Here is a 21,148-nt window from a genome sequence, read left to right on the forward strand (position 1 = left end):
CTAAACTCCCATCCGCGACGGAACCGGTGCGGACCGCGCACGCATGGAGCAAAACGTCACCGGCCACGACATCCGGTTCTGTTACAAATCGAACGAGGAGTCGGTGAAGGTGCACTAGCCGTCCCCACGCTTCGTACTGTGACCGCGCCCACATCGAATCGGTATCCGCCGCCCAGCCGTCTCAATCGACGGGCGTCCGGCGCCGAAAGTGCTGGTAGAGGCGCCGTCTGAGCCAGCGGTAGGCGCCGAGAGCGGCGTTCGCCCGCGCTCGGGCGGAATTTTCGATTGGGGACTGCGCGGCAAGCTCCCGCATACTTGACGGCATGCTTCTTGCGACTTTGCCGCAAACCGCGTCCGCGGTCCGCGGTGATGCGCGGAGCCGAGGTTTGTGATGGCACGCTCTGGCGGCGCTCATCGCCGTCATCGAGCCGTCCGCCAGCCATCCCGCCTGCGGAAGGCGCTGACGCGCAGCTTCATGGCGCTGGTTTCGGTGGGGGCGGTGTTGATGACCGCGGCCGGCTATTACGTGGCCCACGGCGCGCTGGGCGGCATCACCGTCTCGGACGCCCTGCGCCCCGAAGACCCCCGGTCCAGTGGCGACAACATGAACATCCTGCTCATCGGGCTGGACTCGCGCAAAGACCAGGACGGCAACGACCTGCCGTGGTCGATCCTCAAGCATCTCCACGCCGGCGACTCCGAAGACGGCGGCTACAACACCAACACGTTGATCCTCGTGCACGTCGGGGCCGACGACAAAGTCGTCGCGTTCTCCATTCCGCGCGACGACTGGGTGCCCTTCAACGGTGTCCCGGGGTACAACCACATAAAGATCAAGGAGGCGTACGGGCTCACCAAGCAGTACGTCGCCCAGAAGCTGGTCAACCAGGGCGTGGGCGACCAGAAGGAGTTGGAGACCAAGGGCCGCGAGGCCGGCCGCGCGGCGACCCTGCGCGCGGTGCGCAGCCTCACCGGCGTCCCGATCGACTACTTCGCCGAGGTCAACCTGGCCGGCTTCTTCGACATGGCGCAGACGCTGGGCGGCGTGGAGGTGTGTCTGAACCACGACGTGTACGACTCGTATTCCGGCGCGGACTTCCCGGCCGGGCGGCAGCGGCTCGACGCGGCGCAGGCGCTGGCGTTTGTTCGGCAGCGGCACGGCCTGGACAACGGGGACCTGGACCGCACCCACCGGCAGCAGGCGTTCCTGTCGTCGGTCATGGAGGAGCTGCAGAGCTCGGGCACCTTCACCAACATCGACAAGCTCAAGAGTCTGATGGCCGTTGCGCGCAAGGACGTCGTGCTGTCCGCGGGCTGGAACGACGACCTGATCCAGCGCCTGGGCACGCTCGCCGGCGGAAACATCGAATTCCGCACGCTGCCCGTGGTCCGCTACGACAACATCGACGGCCTGGACGTCAACATCATCGACCCCGCCGCAATCAAGGCCGAGGTGGCGGAGGCGATCGGCGCGCCCGCGCCGTCGACCACGCCGGCCACCACCGCCGCCAAGCCCAGTCCCTCGACCGTCGTGGACGTGGTCAATGCCGGCAGCATCAGCGGGATGGCCACCCAGGTATCCAGCGCGCTGAGAAAACAGGGCTACACCTCCGGCACGGTGCGCGATCGCAAATCCGGCGATCCCTCCACGACGACGGTGCAATACGGCGCCGGCGCCGAGACCGACGCGCAGAACGTCGCCAACGCGCTCGGCATCGACGCGCCGGCGCTACCCAGCCCCAACCTGGACGCCGGTCACATCCGGGTGGTGGTGGACACCAACTTCTCGCTCCCGGCCGCGGACGAGACGACCACCACAACCACCACGACGACGACCAGCAAGGCGAACACGTACTACTACAACGGGACCGCGGCCACCTATCCCACGCCGAACGAAGGGAAACCGGTGGTCGGCGGCGGTGTGCCCTGCGTCAACTAGCGGCGATCGCGGCCACGTGAAGCCGCCCTACGCGTGCGTGCCGCCGTCTATGCGGATCTCGGTGCCGGTGATGAACGCACCGTCGTCCGACACCAGCATGGCGATCACGCCGGCCACGACGCCCGGATCGGCCATCCCGGTGCCGCTGGACTCGACGGTCGTCGGCAGGACCGGCATCAGCCGGGTGAACAGCGACCAGTCGGCGTCTTTGGGGATGTAGCCGCCCGTGGCATCGGTGATGCCCGACTTGATGCTGCCGGGCGCCACGCACACGGCGCGCAGCCCGTCGCGGGCGTACTCCAGCGCGAGCGAGTGGGTGAAGGCCTGGATCCCGCCCTTGCTCGCCGCGTAAGCGGCCATGTACGGATGCGCGAACGACGCCGACGTCGAGCTGAAATTCACGATCGCGCTGCGGGAATTCCCCAGCAGCGACGGAAGCGCCTCACGCACCACCAGGAAGGTCCCGGTGAGGTTCACCCCGACGATCTGGTTCCACAGATCCAGGCTCGTCTCGTGGGTGTGGGCGGCGCGCAGCATGCCGGCGGCGTTGACCAGCGAGTCCAGGCCGTCGAGGGTCTGCACGGCCCAGCACACGCCGTCGATCACCGACCCCTCGTTGCTGACGTCCATCATCATGGTGGTGAGACGGCCGGCGCTGCCGGCCGCCTCCGCCATCGCGCGGGTGGTGCCCAATCCGTCCTCTGCGACGTCGGCGGCGGCGACGGTGGCGCCCTCGTCAAGCAAGCGCAGCGCGGTCGCCTGCCCGATTCCGGACGCGGCGCCCGTCACCAGGATCCGCTTGCCCTCGAGTCGGTTCATCGTCGCTCCCGTCGCTCGGCGTGCTCATCATCGTAGGGACGGACCCGGTAGGGCAGGCTGGATGCATGGAAATCGGATTCGTGGGCCTCGGAAACATGGGCCGGGGCATGGTAGTGAACCTGATCAGGGCGGGTCACCACGTGACCGTCTACAACCGCTCGCCGGACAAGGCGGAAGCTCTCGTGCGGCACGGCGCTACGGTCGCGGGCACCGTCGCCGACGCGAGTCGGGGCGAGGTCGTGTTCACCATGCTGGCCGACGACGGCGCGGTCGAGGACGTGACACTGGGCGAAGGGGGCATCGTGGCCTCGCTGGCGCCGGGTGCCACGCACGTGTCGTCGAGCACCATCAGCGTCGCCCTGTCCGAGCGCCTGGCAACCGCGCACGCCCAGGCGGGCCAGCGTTATGCAGCCGCGCCCGTTTTCGGGCGGCCCGAAGCAGCCTCGGCTGCAAAGCTTTTCGTGGTTGCAGCGGGCGCCTCGGACGTCCTGGAAACACTGTCGCCGCTGTTCGACGCGATCGGGCAGCGGACCTTCGTGGTGTCCGAACTGCCGCAGACGGCAAACCTCGTGAAGCTGAGCGGAAACTTCCTGATCGCCTCGGTCATCGAGAGCCTGGGCGAGGCCGTGGCCCTGGTGGGCAAGGCCGGGGTGGACCGCCAACAGTACGTCGACCTGCTCACCGAGACCCTGTTCGCCGCGCCGGCGTATCACACCTATGGCGGGCTGATCGCGCGGCGCGAGTTCGAGCCGGCCGGATTCGCGGCGCGCCTGGGCCTCAAGGACGTCCGTCTCGCGTTGGCCGCGGCCGAGCAGCTGCAGGTGCCGCTGCCGCTGGCGAGCCTGCTGCGCGACCGGTTCCTGACGCTGGTGGCGACCGGCGGCGGGGACCTGGACTGGTCGGCGTTGTCGTCACTCGCCGACCGCGACGCCGGTGTCGGGTCAGACCACTCCGCGTAGGCCGTCGGCGCCGAACAACGGTTCCAGCATCGGGGAGAAGTCAGGGCCGCGGCGCAGCATCAGCCCGCCGTCGACGTTGATGACCTGCCCGGTCACATAAGCGGCGGCGTCGCTGAGCAGAAACACCGCCAGGTTGGCGACGTCCTCGACCTCGCCCGGTCGCGGGACCGGGGTGCAGATCCGGTAATCCTCGCTCAATTCCGGCGAATCCAGCACGGGCGCAACCAGATCCGTGCGTATCAGGCCAGGCCGGATGCTGTTGACCCGCACCCATGACGCGCCGAGCTCGTCGGCAGCCAGCTGCATCATGTGATCGACGGCGGACTTGCTGACCCCGTAGGCGCCGAACCACCGGTGGGTGTTGCTGGCCGCGATCGACGAGATTCCGACGAAGGAGCCCCCGCCGCCGCGCACCAGCTCGCGCGCGCCGTGCTTGAGCACGTACATGGTGCCGTTGACGTTGAGGTCGACCGTGCGCCGCCACGCCTCGGAGTCGATCTGGGTGATCGGCCCGATGGTCTCCGACCCCCCGGCGCAGTGCACCGCGCCGTGCAGGCGGCCGTGCCATGCCGTCGCGGCGTCCACTGCGCGGGCCGCCTCTTCTTCGTCGGTGATGTCGGCGGGCTCGTAGCGAATCGCGCCACCAGCATCGAGCGCCGCAATCTCTTCGACGGCGGCCGCCAAGCGGTCCGGGTTGCGGCCGACGATCATGACGGACGCCCCCGCCGCGACCAGACCGGCGGCGACGCCCTTACCGATTCCGCTGCCACCGCCCGTAATTAGATACGTCCGGTTGTCGAAGGAAAGCTGCACCCAACGCTCCTCAGGCCGAAACTGAAACAGGTTCTAGCATGCTGTCACACCGGCCCGCGGGCGCAGAGTCCGACCCGGAGGGACTCAGGGGGTGTCGCGGCGGGCGACCTGGGTCGGCTTCGCGTTGCGCCAGTCCTCGACCTCGGGCGGCAGGCCAACCGGGTATTTGTTCTCGTTGTGGGCGGCCCAGTGCGCGTGACCCAACTCGTGGATGTGGAAGGCGTGCCGCAACGCCTCGGTGAATCCCATCGCGTCGGACGCGGCGTTGACCGAATCCTTCACGAGCAGCGCCGCCATCGTGGGCCGGTCAGCGATGCGCCGGGCGAATTCCAAAGTCTTGTCTGCCAGCTCGTCGACCGGAAACACCTTGGAGACCATGCCGAGCCGATAGGCCTCGTCGGCGTCGAGCGAATCACCGGTCAGCAGTAACTCTTTGGCCTTCCTTGGGCCGAATTCCCAAGGGTGTGCATAGTATTCGACACCCGGCATGCCCAGACGGACGGCCACGACGTCACTGAATTTGGCGTTGTCGGCGGCCACGATCAGGTCGCACGCCCAGATCAGCATCAGCGCGGCCGAGATGGCGTTGCCCTGCACCTGGGCGATGGTGATCTTGCGCAGATCGCGCCAGCGGCAGGTGTTTTGGAAGAAGTAGTGCCATTCTTGCAGGTAGATCCTCTCCATGACCGGCTCGCGGGTGCCGCCGTTGACGCGGAAGCTCGGGAGCTGCTCCCGTTCGGCAATGGCCAGCTCCGAGCCCAGGTCGTGGCCGGCCGAGAAATTGCGGCCCCGCGCCGCCAGGATCACCACCCGAACGGTGTCGTCGGCCTCGGCTCGCAGGAACGCCTCGTCGAGCTGGACCAGCAGGCCGCGGCTCTGCGCGTTGTGAGCCTCCGGCCTGTTGAGCCAGATGCGGGCGATTTTGCCCTCGTCCAGGGTTTCGTAGGCCACCAGCTCCTCGGCGCCGCCGGGCACCTGGGAAGCGGTTTCAGCCTTGGCTTGCTCGGAGAGTGTCATTGCGCCCACCTTCTGTCAGATCCGACTGTTACAGATTACGGCGAGTGTGTAACCGAAAACCGGGCAGGGTTGGGCCGTTGCCTGGGAAGATCAGCGGCCGGCGGGGGGCCGCGCGACGAGCGGCACCAGCCGGTGGTCGCGGGTGAACACCAGGCGGACCAGGCCCAGGGCGATGACGACGGTGGTCGCGGCGACCGAACCCAGGATGAGGAACATGACGACGGCCTGGACCAGCACGGCCTGGACGGGGTGCACGCCCGCCAGGATCAGCCCGGTCATCGCGCCGGGCAGGAAGACCAGCCCGGTGGCTTTGGTGGTCTCGATCTGCGGGGATATCGCCGAGCGCAGCGCGGTCCGCAGGTAGGGAGCGGCCGCCTGCCGGGACGTCTGCCCGAGGGCGAGGCGGGCCTCGACCTCGGCGCGCTTGTCGCGCAGCTCGTCGACCAGCCGGCGGGCCACCAGCACGGCGGCGGTCATCGAATTGCCGATCATCATCCCGGCGATCGGCACCAGGGTGCGCGCTTGCAGCGGGAACACCCGCATCCCGAAGATCACGCCCAACGTGAGCACCGCCGCGGCCGCGAACGCGGCCACCGCCAGCGGCGCCAGCCGGGGGACTTCCGGCGCGCGCCGACGGGCCACATCCCCGGCATAGGCGACCATGCCGGCCACCCACACCCAGGACCACCACAGCGAGCGGCCGGGCGCGAACAGCAGCGTCAATGCCCCACCGACGAGCAGCAGCTGGGCAAGCGCGCGGGCCGCCGCCCACACCAGCTGCCGCTCCAAACCCAGCCGCTGCCACAATGAAATCGCCGCAGCGGCGGCCACGAGGACGAGCGACGTGGCCAGCCCCAGCCAGCCCACCTGGGCATTCATCGGGGACCCGGCCTGGGCGCGACGGGCGCGAGCCCGAGGCCGCGCCCCCGCGCGATGCGCAGGACGCGGTCGGCGGCGCGCTCCACCTGGGCCGAGTCATGGGTGACCCACAGCGCGGGAATCCCTTCCGCGGCAAGGTCGCGCACCGCCCGCTCGATCACCGTGGCCGCTTCCGCGTCGACGGCGGAGGTGGGTTCGTCCAGGAGCAGCACCTGCGGCCGGGCCAACAGCGTGCGGGCCAGGCACATGCGCTGCGCCTCCCCGCCCGACAGCGCGGCGGCGTCGCGCTCCAGCCATGCGCCGGTCAGCGCGACCCGCGCGAGCGTCTCCCGCATGCGCACGTCGGACGCACCGGGATCGGCGGCCCGCAGGTTTTCGGCCACCGTGCCGGGAAACGGCGTGGGCCGCTGGAAGCACATGCCGACCTGGCGCCGCAGCCGCAATGGGTCGGTCGAGGCGATCTCGGCGCCCCGGAACAGGACGCGCCCGCTCGTCGGCACCTCCAGGCGATTGCACAACCGCAGCAGGGTCGACTTGCCCGATCCCGACGGTCCGAAGATCGCCGTCACACCGCGGCCGGGAATGGCGGCGGTGAGCCCGTCGAGGGCCCGGACCCCGTCCCGTTCGACGGCCACGTCGACGAACTCGAACACCAACTCCTCGTCCACTAACCGTCCATCCTGCACCACACGGCCGACGGGCGCCGCCGGCCCGGGACGACGCGTTTGCTGGTGAGACGGCTGCGACCGCCCGAAACCGTCGCCTACAGTTGTGTCATGGCAACGAAATCTGACCCGGCGGAAATCGGCGACGTGGAGCCGGTGGCCGACAGCACCGCAAGCCAGGCGAGGCGAGTAGTCGCGGCGTACGCGAACGACGCCGACGAATGCCGCGTGTTCCTGTCCATGCTCGGTATTGGACCGGCGAAGCTCGACACCTAAATGGCTCCCGGGGGCGGGCAACAACCGAAGACTTCCCGCTTCGGGAATTCGGACTTCGTGGTGGTCGCCAATCGATTGCCCGTGGATCAGGAGCGGCTTCCGGACGGCACCACCGCCTGGAAGCGCAGCCCGGGTGGGCTGGTCACGGCCCTGGAACCGCTGCTGCGCCGCCGGCGAGGGGCCTGGGTCGGCTGGGCGGGCGTCCCGGACAACCGGCCCGAACACGAGCTCGACGAGGACGACGAGCCCATCGTCCAGGACGACCTGGAGCTGCGCCCGGTGCGGTTGTCCGCCGATGACATCAGTCAGTACTACGAGGGCTTCTCCAATGCCACCCTGTGGCCGCTATACCACGACGTCATCGTCAAACCGCTCTACCACCGCGACTGGTGGGAGCGCTACGTCGAGGTCAACCGCCGCTTCGCCGAGGCCACCTCGCGCGCGGCCGCCGAGGGCGCGACGGTCTGGGTGCAGGACTACCAGCTGCAGCTGGTGCCCAAGATGCTGCGCGAGCTGCGCCCCGACCTGATCATCGGGTTCTTCCTGCACATCCCTTTCCCGCCGGTCGAGCTGTTCATGCAGCTGCCGTGGCGCACCGAGATCGTCGAGGGGCTGCTCGGCGCCGACCTGGTCGGGTTCCATCTGGCCGGCGGCGCCCAGAATTTCCTGTTTCTGTCCCGCCGGCTGATCGGCGTCAACACGTCGCGAGGATCGGTCGGCGTGCGCTCACGGTTCGGTGAGGTCGAGCTCGGGGACCGCACCGTCCGCGTGGGCGCGTTCCCGATATCCATCGACTCTGCCGACCTGGATGCGAAAGCCCGCCACCGTGACATCCGGCGCCGGGCCCGCGAGATCCGGGCCGAGCTGGGCAACCCCCGCAAGATCCTGCTCGGCGTCGACCGGCTCGACTACACCAAGGGCATCGATGTGCGGCTGAAGGCGTTCTCGGAGCTGCTGGCCGAGGGGCGCGCCAAACGCGACGACACCGTGCTGATCCAGCTGGCCACCCCAAGCCGCGAACGGGTGGAGAGCTACCAGCTCCTGCGCAGCGAGATCGAGCGCGAGGTGGGTCATATCAACGGCGAGTACGCCGAGGTCGGTCACCCGGTGGTGCACTACCTGCATCGCCCGGTGCCGCGCAACGAGCTCATCGCGTTCTTCGTCGCCGCCGACGTCATGCTGGTAACCCCGCTGCGCGACGGGATGAACCTGGTCGCCAAGGAATACGTTGCCTGCCGCAGCGATCTGGGTGGCGCGCTCGTCCTGAGCGAATTCACCGGCGCCGCAGCCGAACTCCGAACGGCCTACCTGGTCAACCCGCACGACACCGAAGGTGTCAAGGATGCGATCGAGGCGGCGCTCAACCAGACCGAGGAGGACGGTCGGCGACGGATGCGGTCGCTACGGCGCCAGGTGCTCGCCCACGACGTCGACCGCTGGGCGCGGGCGTTCCTCGACGCGCTCGCGGACTCGCGGCCGGATGGCGCCGAATAGCTCCGACCCCATGGTGTTACGACCCGATCGCTGTGATACTCGATGCAGCGAGAAGGGAGGAAGGCCATGATCCGTCGCAGGCTGGCCGCCGGTGCGGGCATCTTCTCGGTGGCCGCGCTGGGCTTCGCGCTGGAGTCGGGCGACCCGGCCAGCGCCGTCGCGCCACCGGCCGATGGCGTGTACACCTTCAACCAGCCGGGTGTTTCCGGGGTGACGTGGCAGGTGACCGCCCTCTGTGACCAAGTCAACGGAAGCCGTTACTACAAGGACTATTCCAACCCGGACATCATGGCCGACTTCTGCTCGTTGAACGTGGCGAGCTTCACGGACGAACGCATCACTCGCCAAGACAAGCTGCAGAACTTCAGCGGGAGAGCCCGCCTGGTCAGCGGGCTGTGGACCTTCAAGGTGGACATCGCCGACGGCCTCTCCTGCCCGAACGGCGGCACCGGGTCCTCCACCGAGACCTTCGCGTTCGACAACGAGACGATGGCGGGCACGCATACCTCGCTACACGGCGCCGTCTGCGGCCTGCAGCCGGCGATGAGCAAGCAGCCCTTCTCGTTGCAGCTGAACGGCCCGCCGCCCAGCCCTGTTCAGCGTTATCCGTTGCAGTGCAACGACATCGCTATCTGTTACTGATCGGCCGTCAGATCGGCGTGATGTAGTTGATCAGCCATTGCTTGCCGATCTTCTTGAAATCCACACGCAGCCGGCTGCCGTCGTAGAGGGGCTGGCGGGACTTGTCGGTGACCGTCCGGTTCATGTAGACCATCACCGACGCCGAATCGCGCTGGGCACTCATGACTCCGACACCGACGACGCTGGCCTGGACCACCACTTCCCGCTTCTTCGCCTCCGGAATGATCTGCGTGTTGGCGCTGCGCTGGAATTCCTGGCGATAGCCGGGCGTCAGCAGCGGATACGCGGCGGCCAGGCTGCGCTCGACGGTCTGGTAGTCGTAGGCGAACACTCTGGGGATGTCGTCGGCCGCCTTGCCGGGCAGCACCGCCCGCGCGGCCTGCTCGTCGCGGGTCACCACCCGGTCCCAGTAGAACCACCCGGCCGCCGCCGACAGCCCGACGATGCCGGCCACTATCAGGACGCCCGCCATGGCGATCAGCAAGCGCCACAAGCGCATCAGTTGCCCCCGTCCGGGTACTTCAGGTCGTAACCGGTCATCCGCCCGGACTCGTCTTCGTGCACGATGACGCGCAGCCGATACGGCATGGACGGCTTGTTGACCCCGTCGATGTCAGCCACCGTGACGCGCACGGACACCAGCACTGAGGCGTTGTCGGCTACCGAGTCGATGCCCTCCAGCGCGGCGCCGTTGACGACCGCCTCGGAGGTCGCGTTGGTGGAACGGAACAGGCTCTTGAGGTTCTCGATGTTGTTGTTGGCGCCCAGCATCCCGCGCAGCGGTCCGCTGGTGCCGTTGTAAAACCGGTTCACGCTGTCGTCGACGTTGTCCTGCTTGTAGCTGAACATGTTGACCACCGTTTGCGTGGCGGTGTCGACGAAGCGCTGGTCGCGCGCTTGCTCGGCGTCGGCGTGCCGTTGCTGGCCGACGAGCACGACCACGCAGGCGGCCAGCGCGCCGATCACGAGTAGGCCGGCGGCGAACGCGATCGAGGCGACAAGGGTGCGGTGGGGCCGGCGGCGTGGCGGCGGCTTGAGCGGCTGTCCGCCCATGGCGGACTTGGCCGAGGGCTTGGCCGCCGGTTTGGGCGCGACGTCCACGGCGATCGTCGGGGCTTCGGCGGGCTCGGCCTTGGCCGGGCCCGCCGCACGTGAGGCCCGGCGACGGACGCGCTGCGTCGTCGCGGCCTGTTCCGTCACCGCTTGGTCGGTCACTACATGGGCCTTGGATCAAGCATCAGGTCCACCCAATTCTCGGCACTCGACGCGCCACTCGCGCCGGCCGCGAAAATACCAGTGCCGCCTGCCGGGTCCCTGAACGCTCCGGTGCTCTGGTCGTAGGTGGTGTAGGCCGGCCCGCTGGCCTGCGGCTGGGGGCCGGGCGGCGGTCCCCACGGTTTTTCGGGTCCCGGGCCCGCCGGCGGCGGGTTGATGCCCTCCGGCGGCGCCGGCGGCGGCAGCCACTTCGGATACGGAAGCTGAGGCGGGACCGGCGGGTAATTCGGCGGCATCCACGACGGGTTGCCCGGCGGGGGCCCGCTGTCGTTCGGCGGCGGGGGGTCGTAAGCCGGCTGGTGTGGCGCCGGCCCTGGACCCGGCACCACCCCGGGCGGGGGCGGCCCGGCGATAGGCGTGCCCGGATCCGGATCGGCGCCCGGCGGGATGTACGGGAACTTGTTGGGCGGCAACACGTTCAGCCCGTTCGTCACCGGCGTGTCGTAGGGCACCGGCGGACCACGCCATGGGTTGCGGCCGATCGGCACGTATCCCTTCGGATCGCGGCAGAGCTGGATCGTCGGCGCCCGCTTGCCCGGGAATTCCTGACACGGATAGTTGCGCGCGCCGCGTACGGTGCTCGGGTCGTTCTGCGCGACCTTGCAGTACATGTCCCGCGGGAGCTCCCGCAGGGTCTCGTCGGCGGGCGTGCGCATCATGGGCGGCGGTAGGAAGCCCACGGCGCACGGCGGCGGGTCGTTCAGGTCGAGCTTGAAGTCCAGCTTGGCGCCCTCGTCCTGCGGCACGCCGCCGGCGGCCGTACTGATGGCGGCGAACAGAGCCGGCAGCACCACCAGCAACTGTTCGATCGACTTGTGGTAGATGACGCCCACCCGGCCGAGGTTGGCCAGGCTGGCGGCCAGGGCGGGGAAGGCCGGGCGGATGCCGGAGAACGCGGTGCTGGCCTCGTCGGCCGCGCCCGGCGCGATGGACAGCGTCGACCGCAGCTGCGGGTCGGCCTGATGGACCTCGGAGGTGAACCGCGCCAGCCCGTCCGACAACGACTTGATGTCGGCGCCGGCGCGGATCTGGGCCTGCAGGAATGGACCGGCCTGGTCGATCAGCTGCGAGATCTGCGGATAGTTCGCGTTTGCCTCGTCCACCAGCAGCCGCGCCGACTCGAACAGCCGGGCGAGCTCGGGGCCCGACCCGTTGGCCGCGGCGAACGTCTCGTGCAGCAGCTCGCGCAGCTTCGTGTCCCCCAGGCTGTTGACCAGCGCCTCGGCGCGCTTCAAGAGGTCGGCGACGTCCTGGCCGATCCGGGTGTTCTGCCGATCGATCCGGAAGCCGTTGTGCAGCTTGCCCGTTGCGGGCAGCGCGGGCGGCACCAGATCGATGTACTGCTCGCCGACCGCCGACACGCTCTTGACGGTGGCGGTGACGTTCGAGGGAATGGGGGTGCCGCTGTTGAGCCGCATCGTGGCGGTGACCCCGTTGGGGTTGAGGCCCACCGACTCGACCCGGCCCACCGCAACGCCGCGATAGGTGACGTTGGCGTTCTGGTAGAGCCCGCCACCCGCCACGAAATCGGCGGTGCCGGCGTAGGTTCCGAGGCCGAACGTGGCGGGCAGCCGCAGATAAAAGATCGCCATCAGAGCCAGTGTGACCGCGGTGATCACCGCGAAGACGGAGAGCTGGATGCGGGTGAGTTTGTCGATCATCGCGCCGCCCCCTGTTGCGGCGCTTCGGAACCCGAGGCCGTGCCCGGGGGAATCTTGAACGGGTCGGCGGCCTGTCCCGACAGGTTCGCGAGTTCGCCCGTCAGGAAGTCGGGCGGGTTCAAGATCTCGTTCATGTGCATCATGTTCGGGTCGAGCGCGTAGGACGTGGTGAAGAACGTCTCACCGATCCGGCGCAGGGTGAGGTCGAACGTGGTGAACACGTTCAGGTAGTCCCCGCGCACGGCCTGTTTGATGCCGAAGTTCGGGAACGGGAATGTCAGCAGCAACTGCAGTGACGTGACGAAGTTCTTGCGATTGTCGTTGAGGGCCTTGACGACCGAATACAGGTCCTTCATGTCTTCGGCGAAATCCACCTTGGTCTTGGCGAGGACGCGGGAGGTCACCAGCGCCAGCCGCTTGAGGGCGGAGAACGCTTCGACGATGTGGTCGCGGTTCTTGTTGAGCACCCGGATCGCTTCGGGCAGCGTGTCCAGGGCCCGGCCCAGGTTGTCCCTGTCGCGCGCCAGCGTGGCCGAGAATCGATTCAGCCCGTCGACCGCGTCGATGATGTCGTTGACCTGTTGGTTGAGCCCGCCGGTCAGCTCGGCCAGCCGCGGCATCAGGTCGACGAACTGGTCCTGCCGGCCCGCGACGGCCTGATAGGTCTCGTCGGTGATCTCCTCGAGCGCGCCGACGTTGCCCTTGTTCACCACGACGCCGAGGGCCGAGAGCACTTCCTCGGTGGTGGGATACCGGCCGGTGCGCGATTCGGGGATCTTCGAACCGTCGGTGAGCTTGCCGGTGGCCGGCTTGCCCTTCGGGCGGGCGAGGTCGATGTGCATCGAACCCAGCAGCGAGGTCTGGGCCACCGTCGCCGTCGCGTTGGCCGGCAGGTCGACATTCTTGTTCAACGCCAATTTCACTGCGGCATAGAAGGATCCGTCGGCCCGCTGCTCGGCCGCGATGCCGGCCACGCTGCCCACGGTGACGTCGTCGACCATGACCGGCGAGTTCTGCGGCAGCGTAGCCACGTCCGGCAGTTCGACCGTGACCGAAAAGGCGCCGCCGCCATGGCCGGCGGTGCCGGGCATGGCCAGCGAGTTCAGCCCGCTGAATTGGCAGCCTGCCAGCAGCGCGCCCGCGGCCGTCAACACGCCGCAGCGCAACCAGACTCGGGTCATCCGCCGCCCTCCTGATCGGGCGGCGCGGGCGGGCCGGGTGCCGCGTTGGGCGGCGGCCCCGGCAACGGTCCGAACGCCGGGTTCGGGCCGGGGACCGCGCCCGCGGGTGGCGGACCGGGCGGCGGCCCGGGTTGCGGCGCCGACGGGACCAGCAGGGCCTGCAGGTCGGTGGGGTTCTGCGCGGGCGGCGGCTGCGAGCCCTTCGCGGGGATCCAGGTCAGCTGCGGGATCGGGGTGGCCGCCTTGGCTTGCGTCTCGGGCGTGTCGTAGATGATCTGGCCCTTGTACGCGGTGATCGTGTTGAGCGGGTGGAACATCACCGGCGGATAGTTCACCGCCAGCCGGCGCAGCACCGGGCCGAGGCGCTCGCGGCAGAGCTCGGCGCGCTTGTAATAGTCAGGAGCCCTCGTGCCGGCGGCGGTCTCGAACGATCCGCCGCAGATGAACTGCACCGGATTGGCGAACTCGGGTATCGACAACAAGCCATTCAGGGTGCCCTGCGCGGGGTCGTAGATATTGTAGAAGTTGGCGATGCCGGGGCCCGCCACGTGCAACACCTGCTCGATGTTCTCGCTCTGATCGCTCAGCGTCTGCGCGAAGTCGTTGAGCTGGTTGACCGTATCGATCAGCGTGGAGTTGTTCTCGTGCAGGAAACCGCGGATGTCCGACAGCGCCGTGTTCAGCGTGCCGAGCGTGTTGTCGAGGTGGCGCGAGCTGTCGGCGAGCACCTGCGAGACCGAGGCCACGTTGCCGGCGAACTGCACGATCTGCTCGTTGCTCTTCGACAGCGCATTGACCAGAACCTGCAGGTTCTTGACCGTGCCGAAGATGTCGCTGCGCGAATCACCGAGGCGGCCGGCCACCTGGGAGAGTTCGCGAAGCGCGTTGTGGAACGAGTCGCCCTTGCCGTCGAACGTGTCCGCGGCCTGGTTGATCGCCGCCCCCAGCGGTCCCTGCATCGATCCGGTCGTCGGGCCGAGCTGAACGGCCAGCTGGGTGAGCGCCTCCTTCACCTCGTCCCATTCGACGGGGACCGCGGTGCGGGCGAGGTCGATGCTGCCACCGTCGGGCAGGGCCGGCCCCCCGGTGTATGCGGGCGTGAGCTGAATGAAACGCGCGGCCACCAGGTTTGGCGAGATGATGACAGCCTTCGCGTCCTTCGGGATCTTGACGTCCTTGGACACCGACATGGTGATCTTGACGTCCGACGGCCGCGGGTCGATGGTGTCGATCGAACCGACCGGCACCCCGAGGACCCGCACCTCGTCCCCGGGGTAGAGCCCGACGGCGGAGGTGAAGTAGCCGACGACCTTCCGGTTGTTGCCTTGGGACGTCAGGACATACACGCCCCCCACCAGCACCGCGACGAGAGCGATGATAGTGGCGTAGCGCAGCCCCCTGCTGCCGGCGACCCTTCTTATCATGGCGATTTCGGCCTGATGATCCATCGCTCCTGGATCAGCCCGCGCAGGTAGTCGGCGAGGCTGGCCGGCAACTTGCCCGGCTGATAGAAGAAGTCGAACATCGTCGCGAGCAACGGCGCCGGGATCACGCCGTAGACGTTGACGTTGAACCCGGGACCGGAACCGACCACCTCGCCCAGCTCGGTGGCGTAGGTCGGCAGCCGTTTGAGCGCCTCGGTGATGTAGTCGCGCCGCTGGTTGAGGTTGTCCAGCACCGAGTTCAGCTTGGACAGGGCCGGGCCGAATTCCTTCCGGTTGTCGGCCACGAAGCCGGAGATCTGGGCCGAGAGGCCGTCGATGCCCGAGATCAACTGGCCCAGCGCGGCGCGGCGCTCGTCGAGCGCGGCGAACAATTCGTTGCCGTCGTCGACCAGCTTGTTGACCTGCTCCGCGCGCTGCGCCAACACCGAGGTCACCGACTTCGCGTGCAACAGCAGGCCCTGCAGGGCCTCGTCGCGCCGATTCAGCGTCCGCGACAGCGACGTCACGCCGTCCAGGGCGCCACGAAGCTCCGGGGTGGCGTCGTGCAGGGTGTCGGTGAGGACGTTGAGGGCCTGCTCGAATTGCGGCTTGTTCAGGTTGTTCGCGTTGTTGCCGAGGTCCTCGAGCGCGCCGGCCAGGGTGTAGGGGGTGGTGGTGCGGCTGAGTGGAATGGTGGTGGCCCGGCCGCCGCCCGCCGGGGTCACGGAGATCGAGCGCTCCCCGAGGATGGTGTCGGTGCGAATGGCGGCCAGCGACTGGTCACCGATCACGACGCGCCGGTCGACGTTGAAGGTGACCTTCGCGCTGTCGCCGGCCAGGCTCACCGACTGCACCTTGCCGACCTTGAAGCCGGAGACGTACACGGAGTTGCCGCCCTTGATGCCGCCGGCGTCGCTGAAGTAGGCCTCGTAGGTCTTGCCTTGGGGAAAGAACGGCAGGCTGGCATAGCCGAACGCGGTGAGCACGACGCAGACCACCAGCACCACGCCGAAGATGCCGGTGCGCAGCGGGTCGCGTTCGCGCTTCGGGTTATTTGGCAAAAGCGCACCTCCCCTTGCTCGGGTCGACCTGGCCGCCGAAAGGTATCAGGATGTCGCCGCCCGCCGGGCCGTTGATCTTGATCGACACGGTGCAGAAATAGATGTTGAAGAACGAGCCATAGGCGCCGAGCGCCGCCAGCCGGAGGTAGTCCTCGCCCAACTGCTCGACGTCGTTGTTGACCTCGGCCTTGCGGTTGTCCAATTCGGTCGCGAGCGGACGGGTGTTTTCGATGACGCCCTGCAGCGGCCGTCGCGAATTCTTCAGCAGCTCCGTCAGATCCGTCGTCGTCGAGGCCAGTGGGGGGATCGCGCCCGCGATGTCGTCCTTGTTCTTGGCCAGCCCGGTGATGAGTTGCTGCAGCTGGTCGACGCTGGCCGAGAACTGCGCGCTCTTCTGGTCGATGGTGCCCAGCACCGAGTTCAGGTTGGTGATCGCGTCACCGATCAGCTGATCGCGCTGGCCCAGCGCCGTCGAGAAGGCACTGGTGTTGGACAGCACGTCGGACAGCGCACCACCCTGGCCCTGCAACAGCTGGATGACGGCGCTGCTGATCGTGTTGACCTTGTCCGCGTCGAGGCCCTTGACCACCGGCCGCAGGCCGCCCAACAGGGCATCGAGGTCCAGCGCGGGCTGGGTGTGCTGCGAGTTGATGGTGCCGCCCGCCGGCAGCTTGCGAAGTTCCCCGGGGCCCGACGTGATCTCCAGGTACCGGTCGCCGACGAGGTTTTCGTAGCGGATCACCGCCCGCGTCGACGAATACAGCGTGTAGCGCCGGTCGACGCCGAACTTCACGTCGATGGTGTTGTCCTGGTTGAGCTTGATCCCCGCCACGGCGCCCACCGGCACGCCCGCGATACGCACCTTCTGGCCGGACTTCAGCTTGGACACGTCGGTGAAGGTGGCGTGGTAGGTGTTCTCCGCGCCGAAGCGGAAGTCGCCGAAGACGATCACCAGGCCCGCGGCGACCACGAGCATCGCCACCGCGAACGCGCTGACCTTGATCACCATCGACCGGTGCGAAGGCATTCCCGCGGCCGCCATCAGAAGTCGTCCCTCTCCGCGAACGAGCCGTGGAACAGGAACTGCAGCGTCGAGGGCGCGTCGAACTGCAATTCGGTGAACGGCTCGTACGGAATGTTCGCGTTGTCGGTCACCAGGAACGGCGCGCGGTAGAACGAGCCGCCGTACTGTTTGGTTGGAATGTCGGGCAGCCCGCGACAGTTCGGGCCCCCGGAGGCGTTGACGATCGGCAGCGACTCCGGATAGGTGTAGGCCGGGGCGCCCAGAACGAAGCTCGACGACGTGAACAGGCCCGCCTTGCGGACGCCCAGCAGGGGCGCGAATTCCTTGATCCCGCGCTCGATCCCGGCGAACAGGCAGCCGAGTTCCGGCGAATAGTCGTGAGCCACCTTAAGCGGTGCGCGCAGCCGGTTGATGGTGTCGACGAAGTTCTGCTCGGCGGGCTCCACGGTCTCATAGGCGTTGTTCGCCAGCCCGATCGTGGCCAGCAACGTGTCGTTGAGGTTGTTCTTCTGGTCGATGACGGTGCGGTTAATCGTGGGCAGGTTGTCGATGACGGTGGTGAGGTCGGGCGCGGCGTCCGCGTAGTTGTTGGTCACGATTGCCGTCTTGCGGAAGTCCTCCTGCAACGCGGGGAGCTTGGGATTCGCCTGGCGCGCAAGCGTATTGAGGCCGGCGAGGACGCCGCCCAGGTCGTCGCCGTGCCCGCGCAGCCCCTCGGCCAGCGCGCTCAGCGTTCCGTTGAGCTCCACCGGGTCGATCTTGTGCAGCAGGTCGATCAGCGACTGGAACAGCGTGTTGACCTCCAGCGCCACCGCCGAGGCCGCGATGTGCGCGTCCGGGCGCAGCGAGGTTGGCGAAGGCGTCTGCGGCGGAATGAATTCCACCGACTTGGCGCCGAAGATGGTGTTGCCGGCGATGCGCACCGTCGCGTTGGACGGGATGAAGTGCATGTCGTCGCTGCTGATCGCCAGCGTCAGCCGAGCCTGGTCGGCGGCGTAGTCGATGGCCTCGACCTTTCCGACCTGGATGCCCCGGTACTTGACCTTGGCGCCCTTGTCCATCACCAGGCCCGCGCGAGGGGCCGACACGGTGACGGTGTCGACCGACGCGAAAGCCGCTGTGTAGGAAAGGTAAGTGAGGACGGCGAATGCCACGAGAACACTGGCCAGCAGCGCAGCCGCCAGCCGGACACTCGTACGTCGCGATTCCCCGTCCGCCATGTCTTTTTAGGTGCCCCCCTTCACCCGGAGAGGTTGAAGTTACCGGACGCCCCGTACACAGCGAGCGAGATGAACAAAGTAATGACGACGACGACGATCAGCGACGTCCGCACGGCCTGGCCCACGGCGATGCCGACGCCGATCGGCCCGCCGCTGGCGTTATAGCCGTAGTAGGTGTGGATCAGCATCACGGCGATGGACATCACGATGGCCTGCAGGAAGGACCACAGCAGGTCGGACGGGATGAGAAACGTATTGAAGTAGTGGTCGTAAAGGCCCTTGGACTGACCGTTGATGTAAACCGTCGTGAAGCGCGCCGCGAAGAAGGCCGCGAGCACGGACAACGAGTAGAGCGGGATGATCGCGACAAGACCGGCGATCAGCCGGGTGGAGACCAGATAGGAAACCGAGTGCACCGCCATGCATTCCACGGCGTCGATCTCCTCGGACACCCGCATGGCCCCCAGCTGTGCGGTGGCGCCGGCGCCGATGGTCGCCGCCAGCGCGATGCCCGCGATCACCGGGGCGACGACGCGAACGTTGAGGAAGGCCGACAGGAATCCGGTCAGCGCCTCGATGCCGATATTGCCCAGGGACGAATAGCCCTGCACGGCGATGACGCCGCCGGAGGCCAGGGTCAGGAAGGCCGCGACGCCGACGGTGCCGCCGATCATGACCAGAGCCCCGGCGCCCAGGGTCATCTCGGCGATGTTGCGGATCGTCTCCTTGCGGTACCGGGTGAGCGCGTTGGGGATGTAGCGCAGGGTCTCGCCGAAAAACAGTGCCTGTTCGCCGAAGTCGTCGACCGGGCCCTGTAACTTGGAGACCGCGTTGCGCAGCCGGTAAGTGAGGTCATAGCTCATCGCGGTTCACGCCCTCATCACTTGGCCGTGACCCGGACACCCACGGCCGTCATCACGACGTTGATGACGAACAGGCAGATGAACGCGTAGACGACAGTTTCGTTGACGGCGTTGCCGACGCCTTTGGGGCCGCCCTTGACGGTCAGGCCGCGGTAGCAGCCGACCAGCCCCGCCATCACGCCGAACAGCAGCGCTTTGATCTCGGCGAGGACGAGTTCGCGCAGCCCGGTGAGCACGGTCAGCCCGTTGATGAACGCACCCGGGTTCACGCCCTGGAGGAAGACGGAGAAGACGTAGCCGCCGGACAGGCCGATCGCACAGACCAGGCCGTTGAGCAGCAGGGCGACGACGGTGGACGCCAGCACGCGCGGCACGACGAGCCGTTGGATGGGGTCGATGCCAAGCACCCGCATGGCGTCGATCTCTTCGCGAATCGTGCGCGCACCGAGGTCGGCGCAGATCGCGGTCGCGCCCGCTCCGGCCACCACGAGCACGGTCACCACCGGACCCAGCTGGGTGATCGTGCCGAATGCCGTTCCCGCGCCGGACAAGTCGGCGGCACCGATCTCGCGGAGCAGGATGTTCAGGGTGAACGCCACGAGGACGGTGAACGGGATGGACACCAGCAGGGTCGGCACCAGCGATACCCGGGCGATCATCCAGGTCTGTTCCAGGAACTCCCCGAATTGGAACGGCCGGCGGAACGCCGCACGGCCGGTGTCGATCATCATTTCGAAGAACCCGCCGACAGCACGGGCGGGAACCGCGAGTTGCTCGATCAACTCGGCACCCCCCTCTGCTGCTCGCGGCGAAGCCTATGTGTCGCCTCTTCGTTGCCTTCGGTCGCTCGCGGCTCGGTGTGAGCCGGATCATATTAACTCAGATGGACTTCACGGTGTCAATGAACAGTAGTTCCGTATCGAAAGCGTTAATTTAGCAGGTCAGGACCATTGTGTCGTTACCGATCTGACACACGTTCTACCTGAGATTCCCCTTCGGTCAGGTGTCGGTAGGCCGCTATTGCTCCATCAGACTCACGGCGGAAAAGTTCGCTTCGGGGTCGCGCCCAGCAAAGTATTTCTGCAACGTCGCGCTCAGTTGCGCCGGCTCCCACGCCGCCCCCTCGGCGCTGAACTTGTGCTCGACCGTCGGCGCCGCGACGAGCGTCACTTGAGGACCATAGACGATGAACACCTGACCGTTGACCTCGGCCGATGCCGGGGACGACAGGAACTGCACGAGATTGACCACGTGTTCGGGTGATAGCGGGTCGACTTGGCCCTCGACCACCTGCGGCGCCGCCCCGAAGACGTCGGCCGTCATCGCGGTGCGTGCCCGCGGGCAGATCGCATTGGCGCAGACGCCGTAGCGGCCCAGAGCGCGCGCGGCGGTGAGGGTCAGCGAGATGATCCCGGCCTTGGCGGCGCCGTAGTTGGCCTGGCCCACCGGCCCCACCAGCCCCGCCTCGGACGCCGTGTTGACGATCCGGCCGTATATCGATCCACCGGCGTCCTTGGCCTTGGCGCGCCAGTACGTTGCCGCGTTGCGGGTGAGCAGGAAGTGGCCGCGCAGGTGCACGGCGATCACCTGGTCCCACTCCTCGTCGGACATGTTGAACAGCATGCGGTCGCGGGTGATCCCGGCATTGTTGACCACGATGTCCAGCCCGCCGAGCCCGTCGGCGGTGGAGACCAGCTCGTCGGCGGTCGACCGCTGGCTGATGTCACCGGCCACGGCGACCGCTTTCGAACCGGCGGCGTTGATCTCGTCGATGACGTCGGAGCCGTCGAGGCCGGCGGCCATGTCGTTGATGACGACCGTCGCCCCGAGCCGGGCCAGTCCGAGCGCTTCGGCCCGGCCCAGCCCGGCGGCCGCACCGGTCACCACCGCGACCTTTCCGGACAGATCGGTCGCGTTCGTGCTGCTAGTCAATTTA

General features: G+C 67.8%; 21 protein-coding genes. 5 read left to right on the forward strand and 16 right to left on the reverse strand.

All coding sequences use genetic code 11. The features are described from left to right. Positions 1-391 precede the first annotated feature (391 nt). Positions 392-1,939, forward strand: coding sequence for an LCP family protein (locus SKC42_RS01735; RefSeq protein ID WP_330962583.1), 1,548 nt, complete (start codon positions 392-394; stop codon positions 1,937-1,939). Positions 1,940-1,966: 27 nt separating this feature from the next. Here the strand turns inward: SKC42_RS01735 and SKC42_RS01740 are convergent, their stop codons facing one another. Beyond that, the gene (locus SKC42_RS01740; RefSeq protein ID WP_330962584.1) at positions 1,967-2,758 is read right to left on the reverse strand and encodes an SDR family NAD(P)-dependent oxidoreductase; all 792 of its coding nucleotides are present in this window, start codon (positions 2,756-2,758) and stop codon (positions 1,967-1,969) included. A gap of 65 nt (positions 2,759-2,823) precedes the next feature. Here SKC42_RS01740 and SKC42_RS01745 point away from each other — a divergent pair, with 65 nt between their 5' ends. Beyond that, positions 2,824-3,717 (forward strand): NAD(P)-dependent oxidoreductase, encoded by an 894-nt coding sequence (locus tag SKC42_RS01745; RefSeq protein ID WP_330962585.1) that lies wholly within the window; start codon positions 2,824-2,826, stop codon positions 3,715-3,717. Here the strand turns inward: SKC42_RS01745 and SKC42_RS01750 are convergent. The 4 genes from SKC42_RS01750 to SKC42_RS01765 form a co-directional block, all read right to left on the reverse strand. Beyond that, positions 3,700-4,530, reverse strand: a complete 831-nt coding sequence (locus tag SKC42_RS01750; protein WP_330962586.1) for an SDR family oxidoreductase — start codon at positions 4,528-4,530, stop codon at positions 3,700-3,702. The genes SKC42_RS01745 and SKC42_RS01750 overlap by 18 nt on opposite strands. Positions 4,531-4,614: 84 nt before the next feature. Further along, the gene (locus SKC42_RS01755; protein ID WP_330962587.1) at positions 4,615-5,547 is read right to left on the reverse strand and encodes an enoyl-CoA hydratase; all 933 of its coding nucleotides are present in this window, start codon (positions 5,545-5,547) and stop codon (positions 4,615-4,617) included. A 90-nt stretch (positions 5,548-5,637) separates the two neighbouring features. Continuing rightward, positions 5,638-6,426, reverse strand: coding sequence for an ABC transporter permease (locus tag SKC42_RS01760; protein ID WP_330962588.1), 789 nt, complete (start codon positions 6,424-6,426; stop codon positions 5,638-5,640). Beyond that, positions 6,423-7,094: an ABC transporter ATP-binding protein gene (locus SKC42_RS01765; RefSeq protein WP_330962589.1), complete on the reverse strand. Its 672-nt coding sequence runs from the start codon at positions 7,092-7,094 to the stop codon at positions 6,423-6,425. The genes SKC42_RS01760 and SKC42_RS01765 overlap by 4 nt, the downstream gene beginning before the upstream one ends. 108 nt (positions 7,095-7,202) lie before the next feature. Here SKC42_RS01765 and SKC42_RS01770 point away from each other — a divergent pair, with 108 nt between their 5' ends. The 3 genes from SKC42_RS01770 (at position 7,203) to SKC42_RS01780 (ending at position 9,503) form a co-directional block, all read left to right on the forward strand. After that, a complete protein-coding gene (locus SKC42_RS01770; RefSeq protein ID WP_142280413.1) occupies positions 7,203-7,367 on the forward strand; it encodes a hypothetical protein in 165 nt (54 codons plus the stop codon). Then, complete coding sequence (locus tag SKC42_RS01775; protein WP_330962590.1) at positions 7,368-8,861, forward strand: alpha,alpha-trehalose-phosphate synthase (UDP-forming); 1,494 nt, start codon at positions 7,368-7,370, stop codon at positions 8,859-8,861. 66 nt (positions 8,862-8,927) lie between these two features. Further along, positions 8,928-9,503: a hypothetical protein gene (locus tag SKC42_RS01780; protein WP_330962591.1), complete on the forward strand. Its 576-nt coding sequence runs from the start codon at positions 8,928-8,930 to the stop codon at positions 9,501-9,503. A gap of 7 nt (positions 9,504-9,510) precedes the next feature. Here SKC42_RS01780 and SKC42_RS01785 read toward each other — a convergent pair whose 3' ends face one another. The 11 genes from SKC42_RS01785 to SKC42_RS01835 all read right to left on the reverse strand — a co-directional run bounded on the left by SKC42_RS01785 (position 9,511) and on the right by SKC42_RS01835 (position 21,144). Next, positions 9,511-10,002 carry a mammalian cell entry protein gene (locus tag SKC42_RS01785; protein ID WP_330962592.1) on the reverse strand — a complete coding sequence of 164 codons (492 nt, stop codon included), beginning with the start codon at positions 10,000-10,002 and terminating at the stop codon, positions 9,511-9,513. Then, the gene (locus SKC42_RS01790) at positions 10,002-10,718 is read right to left on the reverse strand and encodes a mammalian cell entry protein (RefSeq protein ID WP_330962593.1); all 717 of its coding nucleotides are present in this window, start codon (positions 10,716-10,718) and stop codon (positions 10,002-10,004) included. Before SKC42_RS01790 ends, SKC42_RS01785 begins: the two co-directional genes overlap by 1 nt. Continuing rightward, complete coding sequence (locus SKC42_RS01795; protein WP_330962594.1) at positions 10,718-12,439, reverse strand: virulence factor Mce family protein; 1,722 nt, start codon at positions 12,437-12,439, stop codon at positions 10,718-10,720. Before SKC42_RS01795 ends, SKC42_RS01790 begins: the two co-directional genes overlap by 1 nt. Next, complete coding sequence (locus tag SKC42_RS01800; protein ID WP_330962595.1) at positions 12,436-13,620, reverse strand: virulence factor Mce family protein; 1,185 nt, start codon at positions 13,618-13,620, stop codon at positions 12,436-12,438. The genes SKC42_RS01795 and SKC42_RS01800 overlap by 4 nt, the downstream gene beginning before the upstream one ends. Next, the gene (locus SKC42_RS01805; protein ID WP_330962649.1) at positions 13,617-15,044 is read right to left on the reverse strand and encodes a virulence factor Mce family protein; all 1,428 of its coding nucleotides are present in this window, start codon (positions 15,042-15,044) and stop codon (positions 13,617-13,619) included. Before SKC42_RS01805 ends, SKC42_RS01800 begins: the two co-directional genes overlap by 4 nt. Continuing rightward, on the reverse strand, positions 15,041-16,105 hold the full coding sequence (locus SKC42_RS01810) for a virulence factor Mce family protein (RefSeq protein ID WP_330962596.1): 1,065 nt from the start codon (positions 16,103-16,105) through the stop codon (positions 15,041-15,043). The genes SKC42_RS01805 and SKC42_RS01810 overlap by 4 nt, the downstream gene beginning before the upstream one ends. Further along, positions 16,095-17,147: an MCE family protein gene (locus tag SKC42_RS01815; RefSeq protein WP_330962597.1), complete on the reverse strand. Its 1,053-nt coding sequence runs from the start codon at positions 17,145-17,147 to the stop codon at positions 16,095-16,097. The genes SKC42_RS01810 and SKC42_RS01815 overlap by 11 nt, the downstream gene beginning before the upstream one ends. After that, positions 17,147-18,349, reverse strand: coding sequence for an MCE family protein (locus SKC42_RS01820; protein ID WP_330962598.1), 1,203 nt, complete (start codon positions 18,347-18,349; stop codon positions 17,147-17,149). The genes SKC42_RS01815 and SKC42_RS01820 overlap by 1 nt, the downstream gene beginning before the upstream one ends. A gap of 20 nt (positions 18,350-18,369) precedes the next feature. Beyond that, the gene (locus SKC42_RS01825; RefSeq protein ID WP_085253863.1) at positions 18,370-19,212 is read right to left on the reverse strand and encodes an MlaE family ABC transporter permease; all 843 of its coding nucleotides are present in this window, start codon (positions 19,210-19,212) and stop codon (positions 18,370-18,372) included. Positions 19,213-19,229: 17 nt separating this feature from the next. Then, positions 19,230-19,994: an MlaE family ABC transporter permease gene (locus SKC42_RS01830; RefSeq protein WP_085253862.1), complete on the reverse strand. Its 765-nt coding sequence runs from the start codon at positions 19,992-19,994 to the stop codon at positions 19,230-19,232. Between the two features lie 235 nt (positions 19,995-20,229). After that, positions 20,230-21,144, reverse strand: coding sequence for a 3-oxoacyl-ACP reductase (locus tag SKC42_RS01835; protein WP_330962599.1), 915 nt, complete (start codon positions 21,142-21,144; stop codon positions 20,230-20,232). Positions 21,145-21,148 lie beyond the last annotated feature (4 nt).

Origin of the sequence: Mycobacterium sp. 050134 (assembly GCF_036409085.1) — a bacterium.
In the GTDB taxonomy this organism is placed as follows: Bacteria; Actinomycetota; Actinomycetes; order Mycobacteriales; family Mycobacteriaceae; genus Mycobacterium.